The sequence below is a fragment of the Enterococcus sp. JM9B genome, from assembly GCF_009933265.1.
GTDB lineage: Bacteria > Bacillota > Bacilli > Lactobacillales > Enterococcaceae > Enterococcus_C > Enterococcus_C songbeiensis.
Map to the genome: position 1 here is coordinate 40401 of NZ_MAEK01000037.1, position 26986 is coordinate 67386.

The 26986-nt window shown below is 40.3% G+C and carries 30 protein-coding genes; 22 read left to right on the forward strand and 8 right to left on the reverse strand.

What is annotated here, in order from left to right:
* The first annotated feature begins 56 nt into the window (after positions 1-56).
* Entirely contained in the window at positions 57-956 is a 900-nt protein-coding gene (gene murB, locus BAU16_RS12020; RefSeq protein WP_272927847.1) for a UDP-N-acetylmuramate dehydrogenase, read from the forward strand.
* Between the two features lie 66 nt (positions 957-1022).
* Here the strand turns inward: murB and BAU16_RS12025 are convergent, their stop codons facing one another.
* From BAU16_RS12025 to BAU16_RS12040, 4 genes are read right to left on the reverse strand one after another with little or no spacing between them, the layout of a single operon-like run.
* Positions 1023-1667 (reverse strand): ECF transporter S component, encoded by a 645-nt coding sequence (locus BAU16_RS12025; protein ID WP_137605674.1) that lies wholly within the window; start codon positions 1665-1667, stop codon positions 1023-1025.
* A 4-nt stretch (positions 1668-1671) separates the two neighbouring features.
* The gene (gene coaC / locus BAU16_RS12030; RefSeq protein ID WP_137605675.1) at positions 1672-2226 is read right to left on the reverse strand and encodes a phosphopantothenoylcysteine decarboxylase; all 555 of its coding nucleotides are present in this window, start codon (positions 2224-2226) and stop codon (positions 1672-1674) included.
* Entirely contained in the window at positions 2223-2981 is a 759-nt protein-coding gene (gene coaB / locus BAU16_RS12035) for a phosphopantothenate--cysteine ligase (protein WP_137605676.1), read from the reverse strand. The genes coaC and coaB overlap by 4 nt, the downstream gene beginning before the upstream one ends.
* An 8-nt stretch (positions 2982-2989) precedes the next feature.
* Complete coding sequence (locus BAU16_RS12040) at positions 2990-3970, reverse strand: acrylyl-CoA reductase family protein (RefSeq protein WP_137605677.1); 981 nt, start codon at positions 3968-3970, stop codon at positions 2990-2992.
* 262 nt (positions 3971-4232) lie between these two features.
* Here BAU16_RS12040 and BAU16_RS12045 point away from each other — a divergent pair, with 262 nt between their 5' ends.
* The 6 genes from BAU16_RS12045 (at position 4233) to BAU16_RS12070 (ending at position 9290) form a co-directional block, all read left to right on the forward strand.
* Positions 4233-4775, forward strand: a complete 543-nt coding sequence (locus tag BAU16_RS12045; protein WP_048604039.1) for a helix-turn-helix domain-containing protein — start codon at positions 4233-4235, stop codon at positions 4773-4775.
* Between the two features lie 16 nt (positions 4776-4791).
* Positions 4792-5874, forward strand: coding sequence for an ABC transporter ATP-binding protein (locus tag BAU16_RS12050; RefSeq protein WP_137605678.1), 1083 nt, complete (start codon positions 4792-4794; stop codon positions 5872-5874).
* 12 nt (positions 5875-5886) lie between these two features.
* A complete protein-coding gene (locus BAU16_RS12055) occupies positions 5887-6702 on the forward strand; it encodes an ABC transporter permease (protein ID WP_137605679.1) in 816 nt (271 codons plus the stop codon).
* Positions 6699-7535 (forward strand): ABC transporter permease, encoded by an 837-nt coding sequence (locus tag BAU16_RS12060; RefSeq protein WP_048604042.1) that lies wholly within the window; start codon positions 6699-6701, stop codon positions 7533-7535. Before BAU16_RS12055 ends, BAU16_RS12060 begins: the two co-directional genes overlap by 4 nt.
* A complete protein-coding gene (locus BAU16_RS12065; protein WP_161527174.1) occupies positions 7532-8605 on the forward strand; it encodes an ABC transporter substrate-binding protein in 1074 nt (357 codons plus the stop codon). The genes BAU16_RS12060 and BAU16_RS12065 overlap by 4 nt, the downstream gene beginning before the upstream one ends.
* A 217-nt stretch (positions 8606-8822) precedes the next feature.
* The gene (locus tag BAU16_RS12070) at positions 8823-9290 is read left to right on the forward strand and encodes a YbaK/EbsC family protein (protein WP_137605680.1); all 468 of its coding nucleotides are present in this window, start codon (positions 8823-8825) and stop codon (positions 9288-9290) included.
* Positions 9291-9362: 72 nt separating this feature from the next.
* Here BAU16_RS12070 and ald read toward each other — a convergent pair whose 3' ends face one another.
* The 3 genes from ald to BAU16_RS12085 form a co-directional block, all read right to left on the reverse strand.
* On the reverse strand, positions 9363-10472 hold the full coding sequence (gene ald / locus BAU16_RS12075) for an alanine dehydrogenase (RefSeq protein WP_137605681.1): 1110 nt from the start codon (positions 10470-10472) through the stop codon (positions 9363-9365).
* Positions 10473-10602: 130 nt separating this feature from the next.
* Positions 10603-11274 (reverse strand): C39 family peptidase, encoded by a 672-nt coding sequence (locus tag BAU16_RS12080; RefSeq protein ID WP_137605682.1) that lies wholly within the window; start codon positions 11272-11274, stop codon positions 10603-10605.
* Positions 11275-11433: 159 nt separating this feature from the next.
* Positions 11434-13368: an ABC-F family ATP-binding cassette domain-containing protein gene (locus tag BAU16_RS12085; protein ID WP_137605696.1), complete on the reverse strand. Its 1935-nt coding sequence runs from the start codon at positions 13366-13368 to the stop codon at positions 11434-11436.
* 264 nt (positions 13369-13632) lie between these two features.
* Here BAU16_RS12085 and BAU16_RS12090 point away from each other — a divergent pair, with 264 nt between their 5' ends.
* Entirely contained in the window at positions 13633-14280 is a 648-nt protein-coding gene (locus tag BAU16_RS12090; RefSeq protein ID WP_048604049.1) for a redox-sensing transcriptional repressor Rex, read from the forward strand.
* 47 nt (positions 14281-14327) lie between these two features.
* Here the strand turns inward: BAU16_RS12090 and BAU16_RS12095 are convergent, their stop codons facing one another.
* Positions 14328-14672: a thioredoxin family protein gene (locus BAU16_RS12095; RefSeq protein ID WP_137605683.1), complete on the reverse strand. Its 345-nt coding sequence runs from the start codon at positions 14670-14672 to the stop codon at positions 14328-14330.
* A gap of 308 nt (positions 14673-14980) precedes the next feature.
* On the opposite strand from BAU16_RS12095, the gene BAU16_RS12100 reads away from it, so the two are divergent.
* The 14 genes from BAU16_RS12100 to BAU16_RS12165 all read left to right on the forward strand — a co-directional run bounded on the left by BAU16_RS12100 (position 14981) and on the right by BAU16_RS12165 (position 26946).
* Positions 14981-15877, forward strand: a complete 897-nt coding sequence (locus tag BAU16_RS12100; protein ID WP_137605684.1) for a permease — start codon at positions 14981-14983, stop codon at positions 15875-15877.
* 65 nt (positions 15878-15942) lie between these two features.
* Positions 15943-16788 (forward strand): TIGR03943 family putative permease subunit, encoded by an 846-nt coding sequence (locus BAU16_RS12105; RefSeq protein ID WP_137605685.1) that lies wholly within the window; start codon positions 15943-15945, stop codon positions 16786-16788.
* A 96-nt stretch (positions 16789-16884) separates the two neighbouring features.
* The gene (gene asnB, locus BAU16_RS12110) at positions 16885-18768 is read left to right on the forward strand and encodes an asparagine synthase (glutamine-hydrolyzing) (RefSeq protein WP_048604054.1); all 1884 of its coding nucleotides are present in this window, start codon (positions 16885-16887) and stop codon (positions 18766-18768) included.
* 88 nt (positions 18769-18856) lie between these two features.
* Complete coding sequence (gene argJ / locus BAU16_RS12115) at positions 18857-20032, forward strand: bifunctional glutamate N-acetyltransferase/amino-acid acetyltransferase ArgJ (protein ID WP_048604055.1); 1176 nt, start codon at positions 18857-18859, stop codon at positions 20030-20032.
* A 15-nt stretch (positions 20033-20047) separates the two neighbouring features.
* Positions 20048-21181: an acetylornithine transaminase gene (locus BAU16_RS12120; RefSeq protein WP_161527175.1), complete on the forward strand. Its 1134-nt coding sequence runs from the start codon at positions 20048-20050 to the stop codon at positions 21179-21181.
* Between the two features lie 136 nt (positions 21182-21317).
* Positions 21318-21584 carry an IreB family regulatory phosphoprotein gene (locus BAU16_RS12125; protein ID WP_048604057.1) on the forward strand — a complete coding sequence of 89 codons (267 nt, stop codon included), beginning with the start codon at positions 21318-21320 and terminating at the stop codon, positions 21582-21584.
* The gene (ruvX, locus tag BAU16_RS12130; RefSeq protein ID WP_137605687.1) at positions 21584-22015 is read left to right on the forward strand and encodes a Holliday junction resolvase RuvX; all 432 of its coding nucleotides are present in this window, start codon (positions 21584-21586) and stop codon (positions 22013-22015) included. Before BAU16_RS12125 ends, ruvX begins: the two co-directional genes overlap by 1 nt.
* 25 nt (positions 22016-22040) lie before the next feature.
* Complete coding sequence (locus tag BAU16_RS12135; protein ID WP_137605688.1) at positions 22041-22358, forward strand: DUF1292 domain-containing protein; 318 nt, start codon at positions 22041-22043, stop codon at positions 22356-22358.
* 246 nt (positions 22359-22604) lie between these two features.
* Positions 22605-23120: a GNAT family N-acetyltransferase gene (locus BAU16_RS12140; RefSeq protein WP_137605689.1), complete on the forward strand. Its 516-nt coding sequence runs from the start codon at positions 22605-22607 to the stop codon at positions 23118-23120.
* 223 nt (positions 23121-23343) lie between these two features.
* Entirely contained in the window at positions 23344-24153 is an 810-nt protein-coding gene (locus BAU16_RS12145) for a hypothetical protein (RefSeq protein WP_137605690.1), read from the forward strand.
* A 151-nt stretch (positions 24154-24304) separates the two neighbouring features.
* Complete coding sequence (gene rimM / locus BAU16_RS12150) at positions 24305-24829, forward strand: ribosome maturation factor RimM (RefSeq protein WP_048604062.1); 525 nt, start codon at positions 24305-24307, stop codon at positions 24827-24829.
* Positions 24819-25565 carry a tRNA (guanosine(37)-N1)-methyltransferase TrmD gene (gene trmD, locus BAU16_RS12155; RefSeq protein WP_137605691.1) on the forward strand — a complete coding sequence of 249 codons (747 nt, stop codon included), beginning with the start codon at positions 24819-24821 and terminating at the stop codon, positions 25563-25565. The genes rimM and trmD overlap by 11 nt, the downstream gene beginning before the upstream one ends.
* A gap of 133 nt (positions 25566-25698) precedes the next feature.
* Positions 25699-26046 carry a 50S ribosomal protein L19 gene (gene rplS, locus BAU16_RS12160; protein WP_048604064.1) on the forward strand — a complete coding sequence of 116 codons (348 nt, stop codon included), beginning with the start codon at positions 25699-25701 and terminating at the stop codon, positions 26044-26046.
* 219 nt (positions 26047-26265) lie between these two features.
* Positions 26266-26946, forward strand: coding sequence for an IS6-like element IS1216 family transposase (locus BAU16_RS12165; RefSeq protein ID WP_001015311.1), 681 nt, complete (start codon positions 26266-26268; stop codon positions 26944-26946).
* Positions 26947-26986 lie beyond the last annotated feature (40 nt).

The following is a 26986-nucleotide window of genomic DNA, read 5'->3' on the forward strand; positions in this document are numbered from 1 at the left end:
GTTTTTCCTTCTCATGCTAAAATGAGTGAGATATCTGTAAAGAAGGGAAAATTTTAGTGAAAGAAAAAATCGTTCGTGTGTTTCCAGAAAGCACACTTTTAATTGATGAACCATTGATGAATTATACGTTTACTAAAACCGGTGGACCGGCAGATATTTTGGCTTTTCCTGAATCTGCGGAAGAAGTAGAGCAGTTGGTCAATTATTGTCGGGAAGAAGCAATCCCTTGGATGGTTTTGGGAAATGCCAGCAATTTGATCGTGCGTGATGGTGGCATTCGCGGACTAGTAATCATGCTGTCAGGAATGAACAAAATTACCGTGAAAGAAGCCTTGGTGGAAGTGGAAGCCGGCGCAAAACTGATTGATACCACTTATGCCGCTTTGCAGGAATCATTAACAGGCTTTGAATTTGCCTGTGGTATTCCTGGGAGTGTGGGCGGTGCAGTTTTCATGAATGCCGGAGCATACGGGGGAGAAATCAAAGATGTTTTTGAATCCTGTGATGTGTTACTGGAGGATGGTCAAGTCAAAACCTTTACCAACGAAGAAATGGATTTTTCTTATCGTCACAGCCAAGTACAGGAATTACATGCTATTATCTTGCGGGCTCGTTTTCGATTAGCAGTGGGCGACCCGAAAAAAATCAGCGAGCGAATGGCTGAATTAACGGAAATGCGCCAATCAAAACAACCGTTGGAATATCCTTCTTGCGGCAGTGTCTTCAAACGTCCTGAGGGTCATTTCACGGGTCAATTGATTCAAGAAGCCGGTTTGCAAGGCTTGAAATGGGGCGGTGCGCAAATCTCTGAAAAGCATGCAGGCTTTATCGTGAATATCGATCACGCCACTGCTACGGATTATTTAGAATTGATTGCCCATATCCAACAAGTAATCAAAGAAAAATTTAATGTCACCCTAGAAACGGAAGTCCGGATTATTGGTGAGGAAGTGTAATTAAAAAACTTCTTCTGTGTAAGAGACCTGCTTTTTGCAGTTTCTCTTTACATAGAAGAAGTTTTTTTAATAGCTGTCGATTCGATTTTTTTTCATTAAGCGAAGTAATACGGCAGAAACTGCCGCAGTTGCAATTCCGGCAACAATTGCTTCAGGAATGCCACTGGTAAAAATCACACCTAAAATTGCCCCGTAGATAGCAGAACCAGCTTGTTTGATAACTTGTGCATAATCTGATTGAAATAAGAAATAAATCAGATTCATGACTAAAATCGTATTTGTTAACGAACCGGCGACACCGGCGATAAATAACGAAATCGGTGTTTTATTTCTGGTTAATTTTTGGAATCCTTTAAAAACAAAGTAAGGCACCACACCAATCAAGATGCGGGGAATCAACGCTACAATTAGGGCTTTCCAACTCCCCTGATTCGTTCCGATAATTGGAATAAAAGGGGAGAATACAAAGGATAACGGAGTAGGATTGAAGGTCGAGTTAATGATGCTGATGACCCCAAAGGAACCTCCTAAAAAACCACCTAGTCTAGGTCCCAAAAGAATCGATGCAATGATTACCGGAATATGCATGGTGGTTGCTTTGATTGGACCAATGGGAATAAATCCCAAAAAAGGAACTAATGCCATTAAGATCATAATCCCCAAAAAAATGGCAGTAAGAACTAAATCAAAGGTACTGGTTTTCTTTTTCATTTGCTTACTCCTTTGATGCCAATGCAGCTTCTGCCTGTTTAATGATTTCATCTAAGGTTGCGAGTGCGCCGCGACCAAAATCACCGCAGGCCAACAAAGCTTCCCGAGGTTCGATTTCTTGGTAGCCAAATTCTTTTAGCGTGGCAAGATTGCGTTGAAGAATCGGTTGTTGGTACATATTGGTATTCATTGCTGGAGCAATCAACTTCGGTACTTCTGGTTTCAATGCCATGGCAACTGTAGAAAGCATATCATCGGCGATGCCATTTGCCAGTTTACCGATAATATTAGCTGTTGCCGGAGCGACTAAAAAGAGGTCGGCACCTTTGGCTAAATCGATATGATTGATGGAATCAGGAATTCGTTCCTGCATGACATCTGTATGCACCATCCGTTTGGATAACGATTGCAATGTCAATGGGGTAATAAATTTTGTACTGCTTTCGGTCATCAAAACATCCACTGCATATCCGCGTTTTGTTAATTCATTCGTAATATCCGCCGCTTTATAGGCAGATATACTGCCGGAAATGCCAAGCAAAATATGTTTTTGTCTCATTTTTTCTCCTCCAATCGCTTTGTCAAAGCCGTGACGATCATATCGGCAATAGCTGATTTGGTCTGTGCTTGGGCAAGAATGCCCGCTGAATCTACTAGGTAGCCCAGGTGCTGTTCCCCGCTAATGCTTTCCAAATCATTTGCCAAAATAAAATCCGCCTGATTTTTTTTCAGATTTTCTTGAGCCACGTGAATCAATTCTTCTTTGGAAACACCTACGAGTAGTTTGAAGCCTACAAGGAGAGTGTCTGGTTGCAGTTGTTTGATTTGTTGAATAACTTTAGGCGTTTGTTTCAATACTAAGAATAAATGACTGGTTTGGGAGGAGATTTTTTTCTCCGTTGGTTGTTGCAACTTCTCCACCAGCTTTTGCAGCCGCTGTTCGTCCAGTGGTTGATGAGGATTTTTAGCAACCTCCGCATTAATCGCTGCAAGAAATTCTTCTTGGGAAAGGCTAAGTTCTGGAGTGAAATCACTGACTGCCATGCTGTGAATCACAGCATCATAAACATTCTTTTGCAGCAACTTGCCAAGCGTTTGGGATAAGTCGTTTGTCGAAGAAATAATATGTCGAGTCAGATTATCTGTTTCCAGTGGTTGCAAGGCGGTTGCAGTCGTCACATAATCAACGATAGCACCGTCAGCAAGCAACCGCTTAGCAAGTCCAATGCCTAAGCGGCCGCTGGAATGATTTGTAATGGCCCGCACTTGATCAATCGGCTCAGACGTTCCGCCCGCCGTAAGTAAGATTCTCATTTTTTCACCTACATTTTAATTATTGTTCGTCCTTGGTGGGTTCCGGCAAGTAAGGATTGAATGGTTGCCGGTGCTTCTACCAAAGTGATTTCATTGGTTTTTATCTGATCCGCCACGTTTAAATCCGTTGCTAAACGCTGCCAAAGTTTTTTTCTGGCAGGCATCGGAACGTTGACGGAATCAATACCGATGATGCGAATTCCTCGTAAGATAAAGGGTAGGACGGTGGTTTCTAAGCCGATGCCGGCAGCATTTCCGCATAATGCTGCCGTGCCACCATAACTCAGCTGAGGCAAAAGTGCCGTTAATAATTCGCCACCGACCGTATCAATCAGCCCGCTTAATTGCTGTTTGGCTAAGGGACGGATTTTTTCTGGTATCAAAGATTCTGGTGGAACAATGTCAGAAGCTCCAAGTTCTTTTAACCAGTCTTGAGCTTCTTCTTTGCGGGAAACGGCAATGATTTGCTGGTAACCTAATTTTTTTAACATAGCAATGGCACAACTACCAACGCCACCACTTGCTCCCGTCACAAAAATCGGTTCTTCTTTTTTGACACCGCCTGCTTCAAGCGCGGCTACTGCCAAGCCAGCTGTAAAACCGGCCGTGCCAAATTGCATCGCCTGTTTTTCGGAAAGTTCTTTAGGTAAAGAAACGAGCCAATCCCCAGGAACTTGTTGATAGTCGCTAAAACCGCCGGGATGAGATACTCCTAGACCATAACCGGTCACGACGACTTTATCTCCGGAAGCAAAATTTTGGTGTTTGCTTTCAACGACTTCGCCAGCAAGATCGATACCGGGAATCATAGGATAGCTTCGAATCACACCGCCTTTTTGTTGGGTCGCCAATGCATCTTTAAAATTGATATCAGAATAGGCAATCTTGACTAAAACCTGATTTTCTAAAAGCTCAGAAAAAGTCTGAGACTGGATACTAGTTTGAAAGTTTGGCTGATCAGTAACGACCAGTGCCGTATATTTTTTCAAGAGTAAAAACTCCTTTCAAAATTTTCTTTAATCATACCACAACTCCGTGATTTCTTGGGAGATTCTTACTTTTTTATCCGCCTGTTTTTTGAAGAAGAGCTTTGGTTTTATCAATCATAAAATGCAAAGAATATTTCTTTTGAAGAAAAAAGTTTTCAAAAAATACTTGTCTTTTTTGCCAAAGTTCGTATACTTGAAAAGGGTAATAGTAAACATCGAGTTTACTATTAGCAAACTTTTGGAGCTTATCGGAGGTGACGCTGTGGAAATCGGCGAGAAACTGCGCAATTTGCGGGTACAGAAAAATTTGACGCAGGAAGAATTAGGGGAACGAACAGATTTATCAAAAGGGTATCTTTCACAATTGGAACGAGACTTAAGTTCACCGTCAATGGAAACCTTTTTTTCGATTTTAGAAGCATTGGGGGTTACGCCGGAAGAATTTTTCCGTCAGGACCTTGTGGATCAACAAATCGTGTACACCAAGGAAGACAGCACGATTTATTATGATGAGGAAAACGGTTATGAGTTGAAATGGCTGATTCCTGGTTCTAATGAAAAAGAAATGGAACCGGTGCTGTTGACCTTTGATAAGGCCGGTGAGTACAAAACCTTCGAGCCTTCTCTGTCAGAAACGTTTATTTATGTGCTGGAGGGACGGGTCACGTTGACCTTGGGAGAAACGATGTATCCCGCCAAAAAAGGGCAGTCGATTTATTACCAAGCCACTGAACCCCACCAATTAAAAAATCAAGCCAACGGAAAAAGTCGCTTGCTGATTATTGCGACGGATTCGTATTTATAGTTTAGGAGTGTGAAAAGTGAAACCAATCATTTCATTTAATGAAGTTGTGAAACAGTACGATGAAGATACTGTTTTGAAAAAAGTCAGTTTCGAGATCGAAGAAGGAAAGTTTTATACATTGTTAGGTCCTTCCGGCTGCGGCAAAACGACAATTTTAAGAATTATTGCCGGCTTCACCGAAGCGACAGACGGGGATGTTTTTTTTGATGGGGAACGGATCAATGATGTTCCGGCAAACAAGCGTCAAGTAAATACAGTTTTTCAAGATTACGCACTGTTTCCGCATATGAATGTGTTTGAAAATGTAGCGTTTGGTTTACGAATTAAAAAAATGCCGAAAAAACAAATTGAAGAAAAAGTGCTACAAGCTTTGCGAATGGTGCAATTAAAAGGCTATGAAAAACGGGAAATCAGTGAAATGTCAGGCGGGCAACGACAACGGGTAGCGATTGCTCGAGCAATCGTCAATGAACCAAAAGTTTTACTGTTGGACGAACCTTTGTCTGCGTTGGATTTGAAATTGCGCACAGATATGCAATATGAGTTACGGGAATTGCAGCAGCGTTTAGGAATTACGTTTATTTTTGTGACCCATGACCAAGAGGAAGCCTTGGCGATGAGTGATGAGATTTTTGTCATGAATAAAGGAAAAATCATTCAAAGTGGGACGCCGGTTGATATTTACGATGAGCCAATCAATCATTTTGTTGCCGATTTTGTGGGAGAAAGCAACATCGTCAACGGTACGATGATCGAAGATAATTTGGTGGAATTTGTCGGTAAACGCTTTGAGTGTGTGGATGGGGGGATGCGACCCAATGAACCCGTGGAAGTCGTCTTGCGTCCGGAAGATTTGTCTTTGACCACTGCTGAAAAAGGAAAACTGGTCGTGCGAGTAGACACGCAACTGTTTCGGGGCGTGCATTATGAAATCATTTGTTACGATGAACAGGGAAACGAATGGATGGTCCATTCGACTCGTAAAGCAGTGGAGGGCAGTCAAATCGGTTTGGCATTCGAACCGGAAGATATCCACGTCATGCGTTTCAATGAATCAGAAGAAGATTTTGATGCGCGGCTGGAAAGCTACGAAGAATAGGGGGAAGCGAAAATGACAAAAATGCGACGCTTTTATTCAATCCCTTATTTTATCTGGTTGTTGTTGTTTGTGATTGCACCGGTCTTGCTGATCGTGTATCAATCCTTTTTTGATACTAGTGGTGCCTTTACGCTGGCAAATTATCAAAATTATCTTGGTTCAGGAAAGTATCTGACCATGACCTTGAATTCAATTTGGTATGCTTTTTTGATTACAGCATTGACACTGTTGATCAGTTATCCAACAGCGTATTTTTTAACAAAATTAAAGCATAAAGATCTTTGGTTGCTGTTGATTATTTTGCCCACGTGGGTCAATTTATTGCTAAAAGCCTATGCTTTTATCGGAATCTTTGGGATTCATGGCGGTATCAATCAGTTTATCGGATTGTTCGGTCTGGCACCCCATCAGATTTTATTTACAGATGTCAGTTTTTTGATTGTTGCTATGTATATTGAACTGCCCTTTATGATTATGCCGATTTTCAATGCATTGGAAGAATTGAATCCTTCCTTAATCAGCGCTAGTCGGGATCTGGGAGCAAATAGTTTTGAAACTTTTCGGCGGGTGATTTTTCCTTTGTCCTTGAATGGGGTCAAAAGTGGTGTGCAAGCAGTATTTATTCCCTCTCTTTCATTGTTCATGTTGACTCGATTAATCGGGGGCAATCGGGTGATTACCTTAGGAACGGCGATTGAACAGCATTTCTTAGTGACACAAAACTGGGGAATGGGTTCAACGATTGGTGTGGTCCTGATTTTGGCGATGTTCTTAGTTATGATTTTAACGGGTGAAAAACGTAAAGGTAAAGGAGGACATAAAAAATGAAAAAATTTAAATGGTCCCACCTTTATTTAGCGGTTGTATTTTTGCTTTTGTACATTCCCATTTTTTATCTAATTGCCTATTCCTTCAATAAGGGCGGAACGATGAATGCCTTCACCGGTTTTACTTGGGAACATTATCAGGCGGTTTTTGAAGACACTCGTTTGATCATCATTGTTTTGAATACTTTTATGCTGGCATTTTTATCGGCTTTGTTCGCCACACTCATCGGAACGTTTGGTGCGATGGGAATTTATTACACAAAAAAACGCTATTTGCGAACAGCGTTGTTAAGTGCGAATAATATTTTATTGGTTTCGCCAGATGTTATTATCGGTGCGAGTTTTCTGATTTTCTTTACTATGATTGGCAATGTTTTTAGAGGCATTAATTTAGGATTTGGCAGTGTTTTATTGAGTCATATCGCCTTTAGTATTCCTATTGTTGTACTAATGGTTTTGCCTAAGTTGCAGGAAATGAATGATTCTACCATTGATGCGGCACGAGATTTGGGTGCCAATAATCTGCAAGTTATCAAAAGCATTATTCTGCCTTTTCTTTCTCCAGGAATCATCGCCGGGTATTTCATGGCGTTTACCTATTCACTGGACGATTTTGCAGTGACCTTTTTCGTGACCGGTAATGGCTTTAGTACCTTATCCGTAGAAATTTATTCTCGTGCAAGACAAGGCATCAGTTTAGAAATCAATGCATTAAGTACGTTGGTTTTTCTTTTCTCTCTGATTTTAGTTGTAGGTTATTATTTTATCAGTAAAGAAAACCAACCACGAAAAGGGCGGAGAAACCGCAAGTTGGAGGTGCCGGATATTCGATGAAAAAACTTCAATCACTAATTATCGGTATTCTTGCGATTATTCTAGTGTTGCTTTTTTCTGTTCATCAATTAGAAAAATCGACAGGAATGGCCGGCGCAAAAGTGCTGAACATTTACAACTGGGGGGATTATATTGATCCCGCTTTGATTAAAAAATTTGAAAAAGAATCCGGCTACAAGGTCAATTATGACACCTTCGATTCCAATGAGGCTATGTTCACAAAAATCCAACAGGGTGGGACGGCTTACGATATTGCAGTACCCAGTGAATACATGATTGAAAAAATGATGGTAGAAAAATTGCTGCTTCCAATCGATCATCAAAAAATATCCGGTCTATCTGCAATCGATCCCCGCTTCTTAGATTTGAGTTTTGATCCCGGCAATCAGTATTCAATTCCGTATTTCTGGGGTACTTTGGGGATTGTTTATAACGACAAGTTCGTCAACGCCGATCAAATCACTTCTTGGGATGATTTATGGCGTCCTGAATTAAAGGATAAGTTGATGGTCATTGATGGCGCTCGGGAAGTTATCGGTTTGGGTCTGAATTCGTTGGGTTATTCATTGAACAGCAAGAAAGACGATGAATTGCAGGAAGCTTTTGAAAAATTAAAAAAAATGACACCAAATATCAAAGCAATCGTGGCGGATGAAATTAAAATGTATATGGCAAATGAAGAAAGTGCAGTTGCTGTGACCTTTTCTGGAGAAGCGGCGGATATGATGTGGGAAAATGAACATCTTCATTACGTGATTCCGTCAGAAGGATCGAATCTTTGGTTTGATAATATCGTTATTCCTAAAACAGCTCAAAATGTTCAAGGAGCATACGATTTTATCAATTTCATGTTAGTTCCTGAAAATGCAGCACAGAATGCGGAATACATCGGTTATTCTACCCCGAATAAAGAAGCGAAGGCGTTATTGCCAAAAGAAATCAGCGAAGATCCGCAATTCTATCCTTCCGACGAATTATTGTCCCATCTGGAAGTATATGAAAATCTAGGATCAGATTATTTGGAGTACTACAATGATATTTTCTTGGAATGGAAGATGTATCGGAAATAATGGTAGATTAGTTCTATCCTTTTTATTTGAAAAATAAGACCAATTTTATATCAATGCGCGTTCAATAAGCGAAAAAACCCTTTAATGATGCCAAGACGCATCGTTAAAAGGTTTTTTTTCAAAGTAAAAAATAGGATTGGTTTTCCGATAGTCAACTGCTAAGATAAAAGGTAGAACCGATTATGAATCGTTACTAATTTTGAAAAGAGGGCTGCTTGTGATTCAATTAGACAAACTATTTTCTGGCGCTGGAATTCCTTTTGAACTGTACCATCATCGGGCGATTTATACCAACGAGGATGCGTTAGTCATCAAAAAGGAGCAGGGCTTTAGCGGAACGGAGACCAAAAGCCTGTATCTAAAGGATAAAAAAGGAATTAATTATATTTTTTTGACCTTCACCACCAAACGAAGTGATTTTAAAGCCTTGAGCAAACTTGTGGGCAAACGTCTTTCGGTGGTTTCACCAGAAGCAATGGAAACACAAACAGGACAAAAACCGGGCGCTGTTGCCCCTTTTGGGTATGAAGAACCGGTGCCGGTCATTATTGACGAAGAACTGCTTTCATCTGAAAAATGGGTTTTCGCTCCTGGTCGTCCAGATCAAACGATGGTTGTTCAAGTAAAAGATTTGCAAAAAATCATTGCACTGTTAAAAATCGATACGTATTTGTTGCCGAAGTAAACAGCAGCGTTAACGGATAGTGTAGAACCAAAAAATTGGCGAGTCATCAATAGGGGATGATTCGCCAATTTTTTATTTACCAGAGGATAGTGGAGTAAAAGGTAGGCTGAGATCTTCGGCAACTGCTTGTAGCGTCAATTTTCCTTGATGGGTGTTGACTGCGTTAGCAAGCACCGAGTTGGTTTTGATTATCTCGGAGAATGGGTGATTTGCCAATAATCGGATATAGCTGATCGTTGCGTTACTCAGTGCGTAAGTGGCGGTTTGCGGTACGGCACCGGGCATATTTGCGACAGCGTAGTGGATTACTTCTTCTTTTCGATACGTAGGATTATCATGGGTCGTTACACGATCCTCGGTTTCAAAAATCCCGCCTTGATCAATGGCAATATCTACGATCACTGAATCTTTCGGCATGCTTTTGACCATTTCCTTTGTAACCAAAGTAGGTGCTTTGTGGCCGGGCAGTAAAACCGCACCAATCACTAAATCAGCTGTTTTTAAAACTTCTTCCAGATTCATTGTGTTTGAAAAAAGCGTTTGAACTTGCCCTTGAAATTGGGCATCTAATTTTTTTAAGCGGGCAAGGTCAATGTCTAGAATTGTGACACGTGCTCCCAGTCCTAGTGCAATCGTTGCGGCATTCGTTCCGGCAACACCGCCGCCGATAATAACGACATTTCCTTGTTTAACACCCGGCACACTGCCTAATAAAATCCCTTTGCCACCATTCGGACGTTCCAAAAATTGTCCGCCAATTTGTGCCGCCATCCGTCCGGCAATTTCACTCATTGGTGCTAAAAGGGGCAAACTGCCATCCGCCAATTGAACATTCTCATAGGCAAGTGCAGAGACATTTTTTTCCATGAGAACTTGTGCCAACTCTTTATTGGCAGCCAAATGTAAATAAGTGAAGAGTAGTTGTCCAGAACGAAAGAAAGAATATTCTTCCGGCAGCGGTTCTTTTACTTTGAGAATCAAATCCGCCTGCCAAACTGTTTGCTGGTCCGCAAGCACACCACCGACTGCCTGATACCCCTCATCTGGAATGCCTGAACCCAAACCTGCTCCGTATTCTACGAAGACCTGATGCCCTTCACGAATCAATTCATCTACTCCTGTTGGGGGTAACGCCACTCGATTTTCATTGTTTTTACGTTCTTTAGGGATACCAATCTTCATTTTCTTCACTCCAATAAGCTTTTCTTTTATTATACCGAAGAAAAGAAGAAAGGGATAATTTTCTCCGAAAATAAAAAACGTCTACTTCAAAAGGACCAGTAGTTGGTTTCTTTTGAAAAAACGTTTTTTATCAAGCCGTAAAGGTCCAGTAGTGGATCGTTTGACTTTTAATTTCATCTGCCTTGAAATTGCGTTGATAATGTAATTTTTGCGAATCATCATTGGGATCTAAAACCCGAACGGATTGGTCGTCATTGGTGCCAGCTAATACGAGAATATGTCCGCCATCAGTAAAATCACCGGCAGTGATTGAAATAATAACCGGAATATTTTGCTGTAAATAGGCTTCTGCCTGTGTAAAGTCGTTGCCCAGATCATGAAAGTTCAATTGATAATGCTGAGCAAAATCTGGAAAAATACTCCAAGCAGTGCCGGCATCCGCCACGAAATAAGTATTCTGTGCCCAGTCAAAGACTTCATTAGGATCGACGGTTGTTTCTCGCCAATGAGACAAAACCATGCTTAAAGAAAGCAAGGCACAACCGTTATTGGCAATATCATTGTTCTCTCCGGTACCATAGATTCGCTGTGCCCAACGTTCATCCGTCTGCAAAAGTAAAGGTGTGCCCAGTGACTCAGCGGTTAATTGCTGATTGGCATTTTTGCTGAATTTTTCTTGAGAAGGTTGGGAGGAAAAAGTGGGTTCCGTTCGAGAAACAAAATAGACACCGCTGAGAACCAGCAAGAGTCCAATAAATAGAAGAAGAGGATGCCGCTGCTTGCGACGGTTTTTTTTCGCCATTTTTTTCACCTCATGTGCTTTTGTCCTACTGTAACGAAAAACCAGAGGAAGAACATCCGTCTAAAGGTTGAATTAGAAAAATTTTATAAAATAGTATGAAGGACAATAAGAAATAAAAAAACCTCCTTCTCAGTAAATTAACTGAAAAAGAGGTGTTCGCTATTCTTCCATTTCTTCTAACTCCAAACTTAATTCTTCCCATTGAGCCAATAGTTCTTCTTGAGCTGCGTGGTTTTCTTCAAGTTGGGTGTTCAACTCATTGAGTTGCAGGTGGTCCTCCAAAACTTCCGGTGCAGTCATGGCAGTTTCTAGTTCTGCGATGGTTTCATCGAGAGTGGCCAGTTTTTCTTCCACTTCAGTGACCTTTCGTTGAAGGGTTCGAAGAAGTTTTTGGCTTTCTTTCGTTTGCTGGAATGATTTTTTTCCAGTTGATATAGTTTTTTCTGGAGCTTCCTCTGCCAATAATGCAGCAATTTCGGCTTCTTCTTTTTTCTTTTCTAGATAATAATCATAATCTCCTAAAAATAATCGGCTGCCCTCATGAGATAATTCAACGACTTTGGTGGCGATTCGATTAATGAAATAGCGGTCATGGGAAACAAAAAGCAGGGTGCCTTCATAATCAATCAGCGCATTTTCCAACACTTCTTTGTTGTCGATGTCCAAATGGTTCGTCGGTTCATCTAAAATCAAAAAGTTTTCCCGATTCATGGCAAGCTTCGCCAATGCCACGCGGGCTTTTTCGCCACCGCTAAGCAGACCAATCGGCTTTTCAACGTCTTCACCGGAAAATAAAAAGCCGCCGAGCACACTACGAATTTCCACTTCAGGTGTGGTGGGGTGTTCATCCCAAAGTTCTTTCAAAATCGTTTTGTTGGTATTCAATTCGGCTTGCCCTTGATCGTAATACCCAATCGTTACGTTTGCGCCAAGATGGGTTTCTCCTTTTAGAAAAGGCAGGGTACCAATCAAAGATTTTAGCAAAGTTGATTTGCCGATACCGTTAGGACCTACCAGTGCAATGGCATCTTTGCGGCGAATATCCAAGTCAATCGGTTGCGACAATACTTCGCCGTCTTGGTAGCCGATTGCGGCATCTTCCACCTGCAAAACGACATTTCCCGAGGACTTGTCAATGGCAAATAAAAAATGAGCTGACTTTTCTTTGCCTTGAGGTCGATCCAACCGTTCCATTTTTTCTAACTGTTTACGGCGGCTTTGTGCGCGTTTGGTGGTAGAAGCCCGCACCAGATTTTTTGCCACAAAATCTTCCAACTTATTGATTTCCTGTTGTTGCTTTTCGTAGGCTTTCCAATCGCTGGCTAGTTGACCAGCTTTTAAATCCAAATAGCGACTGTAATTTCCTTTGTAATGGCGCATTTTTTGTCTTGAAAGTTCGTAGACCTCATTTGCTACTTTATCTAAAAAGTAGCGGTCATGGGAAACAATCAATAAAGCGCCGGAATAACCCTGCAAATAGGTTTCGAGCCATGAAAGGGTATCAATATCCAAATGATTCGTCGGTTCATCCAGAATGAGGATATCAGGCTTTTGCAGCAGCATTCGCGCTAATGCCAATCGAGTTTTTTGTCCGCCAGAAAGGGTTGCAATCGACTGCTCATAAAAACTTTCATCAAATTGAAACCCGTGGAGCACTGAACGAATTTCATTTTCATAACCATAACCATTTTGATCAGAAAAATCATGCTGTAAGGTGTCATATTCTTTTAAAATTGCTTGATAATTGGCAGAATCAGGGGCAGCTTCACTGATAGCAAGCTCCAAATCCCGCATTCGGTTTTCCATTTGTCTTAATGTCGTGAAGGCCTTCAGCATTTCATTCCAAACAGTTTCTTCTGAGACTAAACCGGTATCCTGTGCAAGATAGCCCAAGGTTGCCGTTTTATTTTTGGCAATCGTTCCTTGATCGGGCGCTTCGATTCCTGCCAGAATTTTTAACAGCGTTGATTTGCCAGCACCATTTCTACCTACTAGTGCAATTCGAGCGTGAGAACTGATTTCCAGATGAATATTTTCAAATAAAACCTCTGCACCAAACAGACGGGCAATTTGATTTGCTTGCAATAAAATCATCATTTCCTCTTTCCTGACGTTTCTTTATTGTTAAAAAGTTCGTTGCTGAAAATTCTCCAGCAAAACCTTGTGAAAGTTTTTTTCGTCATCTATTTTTTCATCATGTGTTAGTCTATCACATTTTAAAGAGCGGTGCGAGGGATTCCTATCCCATTCGTCAGATAAAAGTTCACAAATTGTAAGCATGTAGATTGCATTTATAGTGGTATTCCTGTTATGATGATATTCGTTAAAAGTGAAAACTTCACAAATGGAGGTTATATCGTGAAAGAACATGTTATTCCTAAAGCTACAGCCAAACGTTTACCCTTATATTATCGCTACTTACGAATCTTACATAATGCTGGCAAGAAAAAAGTCTCATCCACAGAGTTGAGTGAGGCCGTTCAAGTAGATAGCGCAACGATTCGCAGAGATTTTTCCTATTTTGGTGAATTAGGCAAGCGTGGCTATGGCTATGATGTCCAAGACTTAATGAATTTTTTTGCCCGTACATTAAATGATGATCACATGACAAATGTGGCGCTGGTCGGGGTGGGGAATCTCGGTAGTGCATTATTGAAATACAAATTTCATCAAAGCAATAGCATTCGTGTCAGTGCAGCTTTTGATGTCAATAAAGATATTGTTGGGCGAATCGTTGATGGCATTCCTGTTTATCCAATGGAGGATATGAAGGAACAAATTAAGATCCAACAAATCGAAGTGGCGATTCTAACCGTGCCTTCTCAACACTCTCAAGATATCGTGAATAAATTGGTGGAATTTGGAATCAAGGGAATCTTGAACTTCACGCCAGTTCGTTTGAACGCACCCAAAGAAGTCTTGATTCAAAATGTTGACTTGACAAATGAGTTGCAAACCTTGATTTATTTCCTGCATTCTGGAAATGTTATTGGCAACGAAGAATAATTTTTTGAATAGAAAAAAATACCGCGTCTGGTGAAGTCGCGGTATTTTTAATGGAATAATTGCTCATAATCAACAGATTCCGGTGCGGCTAAATAATTTTCAATCAACGTTTCCAGTTTATGAAAATCAATGAAGCGAGCCTGACGGGCAACTTCCTTTTGATGGGCAAAAAGCAATACGGCAGGAGCAGTCAGCACTTGAAATTCACCGGCTATTTCTGGAATTTCAGCGGCATCGCCATGTATAATGGGTACTTTTCCTTCAAAATGTTGAAGAAGCTGTGGTTTGACGGACACACAAACGCTACAATTTGGCATGGAGAGATAGACCAATGCTAATGGAGTCGCAGCAAGTTGTTCGTTGATTTCTTTGATCGTGGTGGCATGAAACATGCGTTCACCTCCTACTAAAAGTAACGATAAGAGCTGTTTAAACAAATGTCAATTTTTCTGTTTTTAATTAAATGGCGTTCTGCTTTTTGTTAAGGAGATTCTAAAATTTTTTGTGGCCCCTTGTTTCCAGTTCCATTCGGCAGTATAGTAAAGCGCGAAAATAAGTGAACTTTTCAAAGGAGAAGTTATTTTAAAATAGGAAGGATGCAATTCCACTTTAACTAAGAAGCCTAGTGGAATGGTATACGTAATGAAAATCCGTAGAAATTTTGAAAAAATTTCATCAAATATGTGAATAGGAGAAACCAATGTTCAATCAGCTTCCTAATTCTGTGCTGCAGATGAGTATGATTTTTCTTTCAATCGTCATCGAAGCCTTTCCCTTCGTCTTGTTGGGATGTATTATCTCCGGAGCGTTGTATGTATTTTTGACCCCGGAACGAGTCAATGCTTTTTTACCAAAAAATAAATTTGCGTCAATTTTGGTGGGTTGCCTATTGGGTGTATTCTTCCCCTCCTGTGAGTGTGGAATTGTGCCTATCGTGAATCAGTTTGTCAAAAAGGATGTTCCAGAACACACAGCTTTTGCATTTATGCTGACAGCACCGATCGTAAATCCAATTGTAATTTTTTCCACCTTTATTGCTTTTGGAAATTCAGCGCGGTATGCGATTTTGCGGGTGCTGGGTAGTTTATTTGTAGCAATCGTAATTGGCACGTGGTTAGCTTATGTCAATAAAAAACCGATTTTAAAACAGGTTGTCGTAAGAGAAGCCAAACATTCTTCGGACACACAGGAAAAACCAACTTTCTGGCAACAAATTCAGCGGGTATTGCACCATAGCATCGATGAATTTTTTGATACAGGACGTTACTTGATGATCGGCGGACTGTTAGCAGCGGCAATGCAAACCTACTTACCAACAGGCGTTATGCTGACGTTAGGTTCAAATAAATTATTAGCCGTTTTAGTGATGCTGTTTTTGGCAGTAGTGATGTCGTTATGCTCCGAAGCAGACGCATTTATCGGTTCTTCGTTGCTCAGTTTATTTGGAACCGGTCCGGTAGTTGGCTTTTTAGTATTTGGTCCAATGGTGGATATCAAAAATTTGTTAATGATGAACCGGTATTTCAATAAGAAATTCATTGCTTCGATGGTGGGGCTCATTTTACTTTGTGTGACCGGCTATGCTTTGATTGTTTAGGCAAACAATTTCTTTAGAAATAATAAAGAGAGAAAATTTCTATTTCAAACATTGAGGAGAAAAAAATGGTTCGATTTTTAATTTTAGCAGGCTATTTTGAATTAATGATGTATCTGCAGGTTTCTGGAAAACTCGATCAATTTATCAATATTCATTACCGGTATTTAGCTATTTTATCTATGATTTTATCTTTCTTATTGGCAATGGTTCAATTGATTCAATGGGTGAAAAGTGATCCGAAAACCGATAGAACGCAGGAACACGCATTTCACGACCATGACCATGGATTGCAAAAAAGATACCAACGGGTAATTGCGTACCTATTGCTGGCATTACCAATTCTTGTAGGAACTTTTTTCCCAACAGTAAGTTTGGATACAACGATCGTTGAAGCAAAAGGATTTCAATTTCCTGTCAGTAAAGAATCCGTAGGTGATCCGGAGATGCAGACACAATATTTGCAGCCGAACACCAGCATTTATTTCAATAAATCCGACTACCAAAAACAAATGAACAAATTGATGAAAAAATATGGCGAAAACGGGGTATTAAAAATCACTGATGCCAATTATTTGGAAGTCATGGAACTGATTTATAACTATCCCAGCGAGTTTATCGGTCGGAAAATTATTTTTGAAGGTTTTATTTATCACGCAAAACAAGACGCTTCGCAGGATGATTTTGTTTTTCGTTTTGGAATTATCCATTGTGTCGCCGATTCAGGCGTTTTTGGCTTGCGGGTACGGATGCCGGAGGAAACCGCGTATAAAAATGATGAGTGGGTCCATATTGAAGGAACACTAACAACGGAATTTTATCAGCCATTAAAACGGGAACTTCCGTTGGTTCAGGCAGAAAACACGGTGACGATTGCTGCTCCGGAAAATCAATATGTTTATCGTTCTTTTTAGTAGAAAAACGGTGAGGGCTGAAACTCAAAAAGAAGTATGCTATACTGAAAAAAGTTGTGAAAATAAATGAAATGTTTAGTTAAGTGAGGGAGAACTATGTGCGGAATCGTAGGGTTTATCAATCATGCAGAGAAGAAACAAAAAACAGAAACAATCAAAAAAATGATGGATACAATCGTTCATCGAGGTCCAAATAGCTCGGGACAACATGTGGACGAAGGCGCTGCTCTTGGTTTTCGTCGATTAAGTATTATTGATTTAGAAGGCGGCACACAGCCGATTTATAACGAAGATGGCAGTTTAGTCATCACCTTTAATGGAGAAATTTACAATTACCAAAGCATTCGTGAGGATTTGATCGCAAAAGGACATATCTTTACGACCCATGCCGACACGGAAGTTTTGCTTCACGGGTACGAAGAATATGGTATCGATCTGCTGCAAAAAATTCGCGGCATGTTTGCTTTTGTAATCTGGGATAGCAACAAGCAAGAATTGTTTGGCGCACGGGACCATTTTGGGATCAAACCACTATATTACACACAAATGAACGGAACGTTTATGTACGGCTCTGAAATCAAAAGCTTTTTGAAACATCCTGATTTTGTCAAAGAATTGAATAAGGAAGCATTGAAACCTTACATGACCTTCCAATATTCTGCGTTAGACGAAACATTCTTCAAAAATGTGTACCGCATCAAAGAAGGCCATTATTTCCTTTATAAAGAAGGAGAACTAACCGTTAATCAGTATTGGGATGTGCAGGAAAAGGAAACAAATTTGTCTCTGACGGAAACGGTTGATTTGATCGACAAGACCGTTGTTGATTCCATCGCAGCCCATCGCATTGCAGATGTTGAAGTTGGCTCATTTCTTTCTTCTGGAGTGGATTCCAGCTATGTTACTGCGGTTTTACGTCCAGAACATTCGTACTCCATCGGGTTTGGCGATAAATCCTACAATGAATCCGTGGAAGCAAAAAAACTGACAGATTTGATTGATTTGAACAATACATCCCGGGTGGTTACCGGAGAAGAAGCTTTTGAATATTTTCCAATCATCCAATACCATCTGGATGAACCAGATTCAAATCCTTCTTGTGTGCCGCTATATTTCTTGGCAGAATTAGCCAGTCGAGATGTGCGGGTGGTGCTGAGTGGCGAAGGTGCGGATGAACTATTTGCCGGTTATCAAGCCTACGGAATGAACACCCGTTCTAAAGCAGTCAAGGTAGTAGCAGAAGGATTGAAGAAATTACCAAAAGGTCTGCGCTATAAACTGGCAAAAGGCTTTAAAGGAAAATCTTTCCATGGTGCACTGCATTTGTACACGTCTTTAGCACCAGCCGAAGAATTCTTTATCGGACAGGCAAAAGTTTTTGAAGAAAGTGAAGCGGATCACTTTTTACAACCGACTTATCAAAAGAGCCATTCCATCAGAGAAATCGTTGATGTTCATTACGATAAAGTCCAAGATATGTCTGAAATCAAAAAGATGCAATATTTAGATATGCACCAATGGATGCCAAAAGATATTTTGTTGAAAGCTGATAAATTGTCGATGGCAAGCTCCTTGGAATTGCGGGTACCTTTATTGGATAAAGAATTGATGAAGGTTTCAGAACAAGTCCCAACAAAATATTTGATCAATTCGAAAAATACCAAATATGCTTTTCGTCAAGCGGCGGCTCGTCATTTACCGGAAGAATGGTACAACCGGGAAAAACTTGGTTTCCCAGTACCGATCAAGGATTGGTTGCGGGAAGAAAAATATTACCGATTGGTACGGGAACTTTTCCAACAAGAATTTGTCGCTGAATTTTTCCAACAAGAGGCCATTATCCAAATGTTGGACGACAATTACGCAGGAAAAAATGATGCCCGTCGGAAAATTTGGACGATTTTTACTTTCTTAACTTGGTATACTGTTTACTTCATCAATGACGGCAGCAAACCAGCGGTCGTTGAATTAACTGCATAAGAAAACGAAAAGGTCTGCTTCGGCAGGCTTTTTATTTTCCTCTTTTTGAGGCAATTATGGTTTAATGAAGGTGAGAGGGGGCAAAAAGATGGAACAACGACTACCAAAAGGTTTTTTTGCCGGCGGAGTTTCTGGCGGGCTGAAAGAAAACAAATGCGACATCGGATTTATTTATTCTCAAAATGTTTGTCAAGCTGCCGGATTATTTACCAACAATCAATTTCCAGCGGCACCAGTGGCACTTTCCCGCAAAGTATTGCAAGCAGGAAAACTTCAAGGGATTTTAGTGAATTCTGGCGGAGCCAATGCCATTACTGGTGAACGAGGCGTTCAGGATGCAAAAAAGATGCAGCAGTTATTTGCACAAAAAGCCGATCTTTCTCAAGATTTGGTCGCCATCGCCTCCACCGGAAAAATTGGTGAATTTTTGCCCATGGAAAAGATTAAAAGAGCTGTCAGTAAAATTGATTTGAAAGAACAAAATTTGATTGCCTTTCAAGAAGCCATCGCCACCACTGATACACAAGAAAAAATCATCAGCCGGGAATTCCTGTTGGATAAAACCACAATTCGTCTTACAGGCATCGCCAAAGGTGCTGGCATGGTTCATCCCAAGTTAGCAACTGTTTTAGTTTTTCTCTTGACCGATGCAGATTTAACGTCAGAACAATTGCAACGTCTTTTAAAAAAAGCTGCTGATAACAGTTTGAATCAATTAACGATTGATGGAGAGTCATCAACCAACGATAGTTGTTTTTTATTGGCAAACGGAGCTTCTCGAAAAAAAGTACAGCTAGATTCAAAAGCAGAAGCGGATTTTGCTGAGGGATTGGAACAGCTCTTGATCGATTTAACGAAAAAAATTGCGCGGGATGGCGAAGGAGCAACCAAATTGCTTGAGGTCCGTGTGGTGGGGGCTGAAACGGTCAGAGCTGCTCGTAAAATTTCTAAACGAATTGCTCAATCAATGTTAGTAAAAACCGCCATGTTTGGAGAAGATCCCAATTGGGGACGCATCTTGTCGGCAATTGGTGACAGTAATGATAGGTTGGATATCACAACGATTGATGTTGCCGTCTGCTGGGAAACTGTTTTACAGCAAGGGATCCCAGCGGCTTTTAATGAAGCAGAATTGTTGGAAAAATTGAAACAGGAAGAAATTCTGATTGAAGTTAATCTCCATGGAGGAAGAGAGCAAGCGACAGCGTGGGGCTGTGACCTAAGTGAAAAGTATGTGGAGATTAATGCGGCGTATCGTACCTAAGAAAGGAGAAAAATCATGAGCCATCTATTTCCCAACTATGCCCGTAAACCTTTTGAACTTGTTTCAGGAACTGGTTGTTATCTGACGGATCATCAAGGAAATCGTTATTTGGATTTTACCAGTGGTATTGGAGTGGTCAATCTTGGTTACAGCAATGTAGCAAGCGAAGAAGCCCTGATTCGGCAAATGCAACTGCTTATGCACACACCTAACCTTTATGAAAATCATCTGCAAGAACAAGTTGCCACTAGTTTAGGAAAAACAGATTATTTGGCGTATTTTTGTAATAGCGGGGCAGAAGCCGTGGAAGCTGCAATCAAATTAGCTCGTAAAGCAACGCAGCGTACAAAAATCATCAGTTTTATTCAATCCTTTCATGGAAGGACCTACGGAGCCATGAGCGCCACTGGACAAGCAATCGTCCAACAAGGTTTTGCGCCTTTAGTACCGGATTTCGTTTATGTGGAATACAACGCTCTGGAAGGTCTGGAGGAACAGCTTGACGAAAATACTGCGGCAGTTATTCTGGAAGTGATTCAAGGAGAAGGAGGGGTTATTCTTGGATCAAAGGAGTGGTTGCAGGAAGTCGCCCGTCTTTGTCAAAAAAATAACAGCCTGTTGATTATTGATGAGATCCAAACAGGGATGGGGCGTACCGGCAGTTTGTACGGCTTTGAACAACTAGGAGTTGCACCGGATATTTTTACATTGGCAAAAGGATTGGGGAATGGCTTTCCGGTAGGAGCAATGTTGGGAAAACGGGAATTAGCCTCTGCCTTTGGTCCCGGAAGTCATGGTTCTACTTTTGGCGGGAATAAAATGGCGATGGCCGTAGCAGCAGAAGTCGTTCGTCAAATTGATCAACCGGAATTTTTAGCGGAAGTTCGAAAAAAAGGGGCCTATTTGTTTGATCGGTTACAGGAAATTTCATCAAAAAAAATCAAAGAGATTCGCGGACGTGGTTTGATGATTGGAATTGAACTGCAAGAGAATCATTCCCTCCAAAAGATTATGAAAGATTTGGAAAAAGAAGGCTTGCTGACTTTAAAAGCGGGACAAAATGTGTTACGCTTATTGCCACCGTTAACGATTTCATTGGAGGAAATCGATGAAGGTATCGAAAAACTAAAAAAAGTGTTATCAAATTGATTTTTCAAGATTTTTTCACAAAAAAGTTACTCATTTATGTTACCATGATAGTGAAGAAAATCATTTGTTTGTAGTTTTTATCCAGATTTAGTAAAATAGCTTTTGGATAAATGCACATAGAAAGAGGTGTAGAAAATTGGGTTATACAGACGAAACAGTCCGTTTTGACTTTGATGACAGTCGGAAAAAAGAAGTCAGCGAAACATTGGCGATCGTTTATCGCGCTTTGGAAGAAAAAGGTTACAATCCAATCAATCAAATTGTTGGCTACTTGCTTTCTGGAGACCCGGCCTACATTCCTCGTTATCGGGATGCCCGTAATTTGATCCGCCGTCACGAACGCGATGAAATATTGGAAGTTTTGATTCGTTATTATTTAGGCGATCACGGGATCAAGTTATAATGAGAGTCATGGGATTGGATGTTGGTTCCAAAACGGTAGGCATTGCGGTCAGCGATCCAATGGGGTGGACTGCACAAGGAATTGAGATTATCCGAATCGATGAAGCGAAGGGTGAATTTGGTTTCGACCGTTTGCGGGAATTAGTGACGGAATATGAAGTGACTAAGTTTGTCGTTGGTCTGCCGAAAAATATGAATAATTCGATTGGTCCAAGAGCCGAAGCTTCTATGGCTTATGGTAATCAGATTGCCGAGTTGTTCAATCTTCCCGTCACGTACCAAGATGAGCGTTTAACAACGGTTCAGGCGGAGCGAATGTTGGTGGAACAAGCCAACACGTCAAGAGCCAAACGAAAAAAAGTAATCGATAAATTAGCAGCAGTCATGATTTTGCAAAATTATCTGGATGGCGCAGCCAACAAACTGTTGTAAATGTGAAAGGAAAGAGGAATTTATAATGACTGAACACACACACGATCATAACCACGACCATGATCATGAAGGACATGAACATATCACACTTGTGGATGACCAAGGAAATGAAACCCTATATGAAATTCTTTTAACCGTTGACGGACAAGAAGAATTCGGCCGTAATTACGTGCTGCTTTACCCAGCTGGCGTACCGGAAGAAGAAGACGTTGAACTGCAAGCCTACGCGTATATCGAAAACGGCGACGGCACAGAAGGCGAATTGGAACAAATCGAAACAGAAGCAGAATGGGACATGATTGAAGAAGTCTTTAACACGTTCATGAGTGAAGAAGAAGAATAAGATTTAAACGCTAGCTGAACCCTTGATGGATAAGGGTTCAGCTTTTTTGTGTTTTGATTTGAATAGGAAATTGACTACGATTGCTTCCTAGAGCAATGCTTGTTTAAACTAAAAGTAATAAATCATGAGGATGTGATGTATCATGAAAAAAATGATGACAAAAGACAACGAGGGCTTAATTGTCGGATAGGTCTTTGTGTCTCTAACCGAATCAACCGACAAATAGGTGATTTAAAGGAGACGAAGATGGAAGTTCGTATTAAAAAGCTGTCAACAGCTGAAGAAATTAAACAGTTCTGGAAGAAGAAACGAGAGTATGAACGGAAAGATGTTTTTCCAAATTTAGAAGAATCTGGAGAAGAACTTCAGGAAATTATCAACTGGTTTAACTCACAAGAATATTATGACATCATCATGGGGTTATCTAGTGAAGCAAAAGGTGGTGGCGATCCATTGCAATTTGTTTTTTTCTATGATGAAAAACAAAACTATCTAGGATTTACGATGTACAAAATTTACATACAGGAAGATGGAAAAGCGTTTATTCTTGATTACTGTATTGCCCCATCATTTCGAAATAAAGGCATTGGGAAATTAGTTTTTAAAAAACTGGAAGAACTGTTATATTTGGAAGGCGGCAAGTATGTTGCGTTAAATGCCAGCAATAAAAATAATCGTCGTTTTTGGCAACAAAATGGATTTGAAGCGACTGTACTGGATGAAAATGACGAATTAGTTTACGTGAAACGAGCGATAGGATAAGTTGGAAACGAACCCTAGATAAGACTGGGTTCGTTTTTTGTATAAATTTTTTTGAGAATTTGCATTTCAATATTTTTTACAATAGAATAAGATTCTACGAATGGGTCTAATTCGTTAGCTGTCATGTCTAGATATGTGGATTGAAATACTCTTACAAAAAACCAGTCAGATTGATTGTCTTTTTTTTACGGAAACGGTACCCTTGAAGTGAGGAGGGATCACGATGAAAAAGAGTTGGATTGGTTTAGCATTACTTATTGTCTTAGCAGGTTGCAGTGGTCAAAAAACAGAGGAATCAAGTTCAGAAACAGCAGTATCTACAACAAATTCAGCGAATGCAAGCACGTCTTCAATTCGTAGTACAAGTACAGAATCATCGACAGAGACAACGAAAGAATCTGAACCGGTGTCTTCCACCACCAACAGTGAGGCACAAGCAGATGCCAGTAAGGAATTGATGGCACAATTTCCCCAAACAAATTTTCCTTCTGACATTCCTTACGACGGTCAAGCGCTAAATATTGCTAGTGATGGCAACAATCAAAAAATTTCTGTCCTTTATTATAGTATGGATCAGCCATTGATTTTAAATCATCGTCAATTAAATCAAGAAACACCTTTTGCCAGCTATCGCAAAGAAATTTTTAAAACTTCGCAAATGGCAAAAGAAGCCGTCAATGCGATTTATGATACTGGGGGACAAAAGATAGACTTGGGATATGGTATCACCGGTTATAAACAAGGCGCGGCAGGTTCTACCTATCTAAATTGGCGAGAGGGAAATTGGGCGCTTGTTGTACGAGCAAGCAATGTAGAAGGACAATCTCCCGATGCTATAGCAAAAAAAATTGTGACCTATCTGGAAAAAGCTTTTTTACCAGCACCTAAAGAAACCGGTCAAATCTCGGTCGATCAAAGCGCACAAGGTTATCAAGCAAATCAAGTTATCTGGCAAGAAGACACGATCGTTTATACAGTAACTCATGAGGATGCTTTGTCTGCATTGGCCATGGCCGTTTCGATGGAAAAATAAGCAAAAGCTTTTTGCAGCTTTCCTATTTTATGGATAAGGGCAGAAAGCTTTTTTGGTAGAGACAAAAACAACGCATTTCTGGAATCCGGTAGAATTCGCTAAGTAAGCATGCTAAAATAAGCAAGAAACTAAACAAAAGTGAGGACATAGTGTGACTGAATATTTAAATGTAGGAAAAATCGTCAATACTCAGGGAATTCGTGGAGAAGTTCGAGTGATTTCTCAAACGGATTTTCCAGAAGAACGGTATCAAAAAGGTGCTAAACTGACGCTTTTTCGGGAAAACCAACAACCACTGATTTTAACGATAGCGAGTCATCGAAAGCATAAAAATTTTGATTTATTATCCTTTGAAGGCTATCCAACGATCAATGAAGTGGAGAAATTTCGTGACGGGATATTAAAGGTTGCAATGGATCAGCTTTCTGATTTAGAAGAAGATGCCTATTATTATTACGAAATCATTGGATTGAATGTTGTCGATGAAGACGGGAAGTCTCTTGGTAAAATCAAAGAAATTCTTTCTCCTGGCGCCAATGATGTTTGGGTCGTTCAACGCAAAGGGAAAAAAGATGCGCTGATTCCTTATATCGAATCGGTGGTCAAAACCATTGATTTAGAAAAAGGTATTGTCACCGTTGATCTACCAGAAGGGCTGTTGGACGATGAGAATTGATGTACTGACTTTATTTCCACGAATGTTTGAAGGGCCGATGGGAGAATCTATCATCGGAAAGGCTCGAGACAAAAATTTATTAGAGATCAATATTGAAAATTTCCGTGAGTATTCCGATAACAAACACCGAACGGTTGATGACTATCCTTATGGTGGCGGCGCAGGAATGCTGCTGAAGGTTCAACCAATTTATGATAATCTAAAAGCCATCGAAGCTGCGACGGACACACAAAAAAGAATTATTTTACTTGACCCGGCAGGAAAACCTTTTGATCAAAAAATGGCAGAAGAATTTTCGCAAGAAGAGCATTTGATTTTTATTTGTGGGCATTATGAAGGGTATGATGAACGGATTCGCAGTCTGGTGACGGATGAAGTTTCTCTTGGGGATTATGTTTTGACTGGTGGTGAATTAGGCGCAATGGTGATGGTTGATGCGACTGTTCGTTTGCTGCCTGAGGTACTGGGCAACCAGACATCTGCACAAACGGATTCTTATTCAACAGGACTATTGGAGCATCCCCAATATACTCGACCAGCAGAATTTGCTGGAATGACCGTTCCAGAAGTATTAACAAACGGCAATCATCGACTGATCGAGGAATGGCAATTGAAAGAATCTTTGCGGCGTACCTACCTACGACGCCCAGATCTTTTAGAAAATTATCCCCTGACGGATGAGATGAAAAAAATGTTGGCGGTAATCCAAAAAGAAGAAACTGAAAAGGAAATCTGATTGACAAGAAATTTAACTTTACAGTTATGGTTTGGATGTGTTAGTATATTTTGGTGAGTGTACTGCTCATCTATTACAATATTCCGCTGGGACTGGGTCTTAAGAATATTTGGGAATAAGGAGAATGATAAAGATGAATCCATTGATTCAAGAACTAACACAAGAACAATTGCGTACAGACATTCCAGCTTTTCGCCCAGGGGACACCGTTCGTGTTCACGCAAAAGTTGTCGAAGGTACGCGGGAACGTATCCAGTTATTTGAAGGTGTTGTTATCAAACGCCGCGGTGCAGGTATCAGCGAAACTTACACTGTCCGTAAAGTTTCTAACGGTGTCGGTGTAGAACGTACTTTCCCTGTACACACACCACGTGTTGCTCAAATCGAAGTTGTTCGTTATGGTAAAGTTCGTCGTGCGAAACTTTATTACTTACGTGCACTACACGGAAAAGCAGCTCGTATCAAAGAAATTAGAAGATAATAACGGAAAAAATCCTAAAATCTCTAAAATCTGTGAAAAGTCCTTGTATATCAAGGGCTTTTTCTTTTTTCTCTATCACAGTTTTAAGCCTGAATTGGCTGTTTTGGACCTTTTTTTACTCATATTCCCCTAGAATGTCCTAGATGGTTCTGTTGCAAAGTTTTAAATCTACTATCAAATAAGGTAGAATAATAGAAAAAGATAGCAGGAGGAATGACGATGAATCATTTTAAAGGAAAGCAATTTCAGCAGGATGTGATTATTGTAGCCGTGGGCTACTATCTTCGTTATAACCTTAGCTATCGTGAAGTTCAAGAAATCTTATATGATCGTGGCATTAACGTTTCTCATACGACGATTTATCGTTGGGTGCAAGAATATGGCAAACTACTCTATCAAATTTGGAAAAAGAAAAATAAAAAATCCTTTTATTCATGGAAAATGGATGAAACGTACATCAAAATTAAAGGAAAATGGCATTATTTGTATCGAGCCATCGATGCAGATGGTTTAACCTTGGATATTTGGTTACGTAAAAAACGGGACACACAAGCAGCCTATGCTTTTCTTAAGCGGTTAGTGAAGCAGTTTGATGAACCGAAGGTTGTAGTCACAGATAAAGCCCCCTCTATTACAAGTGCCTTTAAGAAACTAAAAGAATACGGCTTTTATCAAGGGACAGAACATCGTACCATTAAATACCTGAATAATTTGATTGAACAAGACCATCGTCCAGTAAAGAGACGCAATAAATTCTATCGAAGTTTACGCACTGCCTCTACCACGATTAAAGGCATGGAAGCCATTCGAGGATTATATAAGAAAACCCGAAAAGAAGGCACTCTCTTCGGGTTTTCGGTCTGTACTGAAATCAAGGTATTATTGGGAATCCCAGCTTAAATCATAGATACCGTAAGGGATTTTATTCTTTATTTAAAAC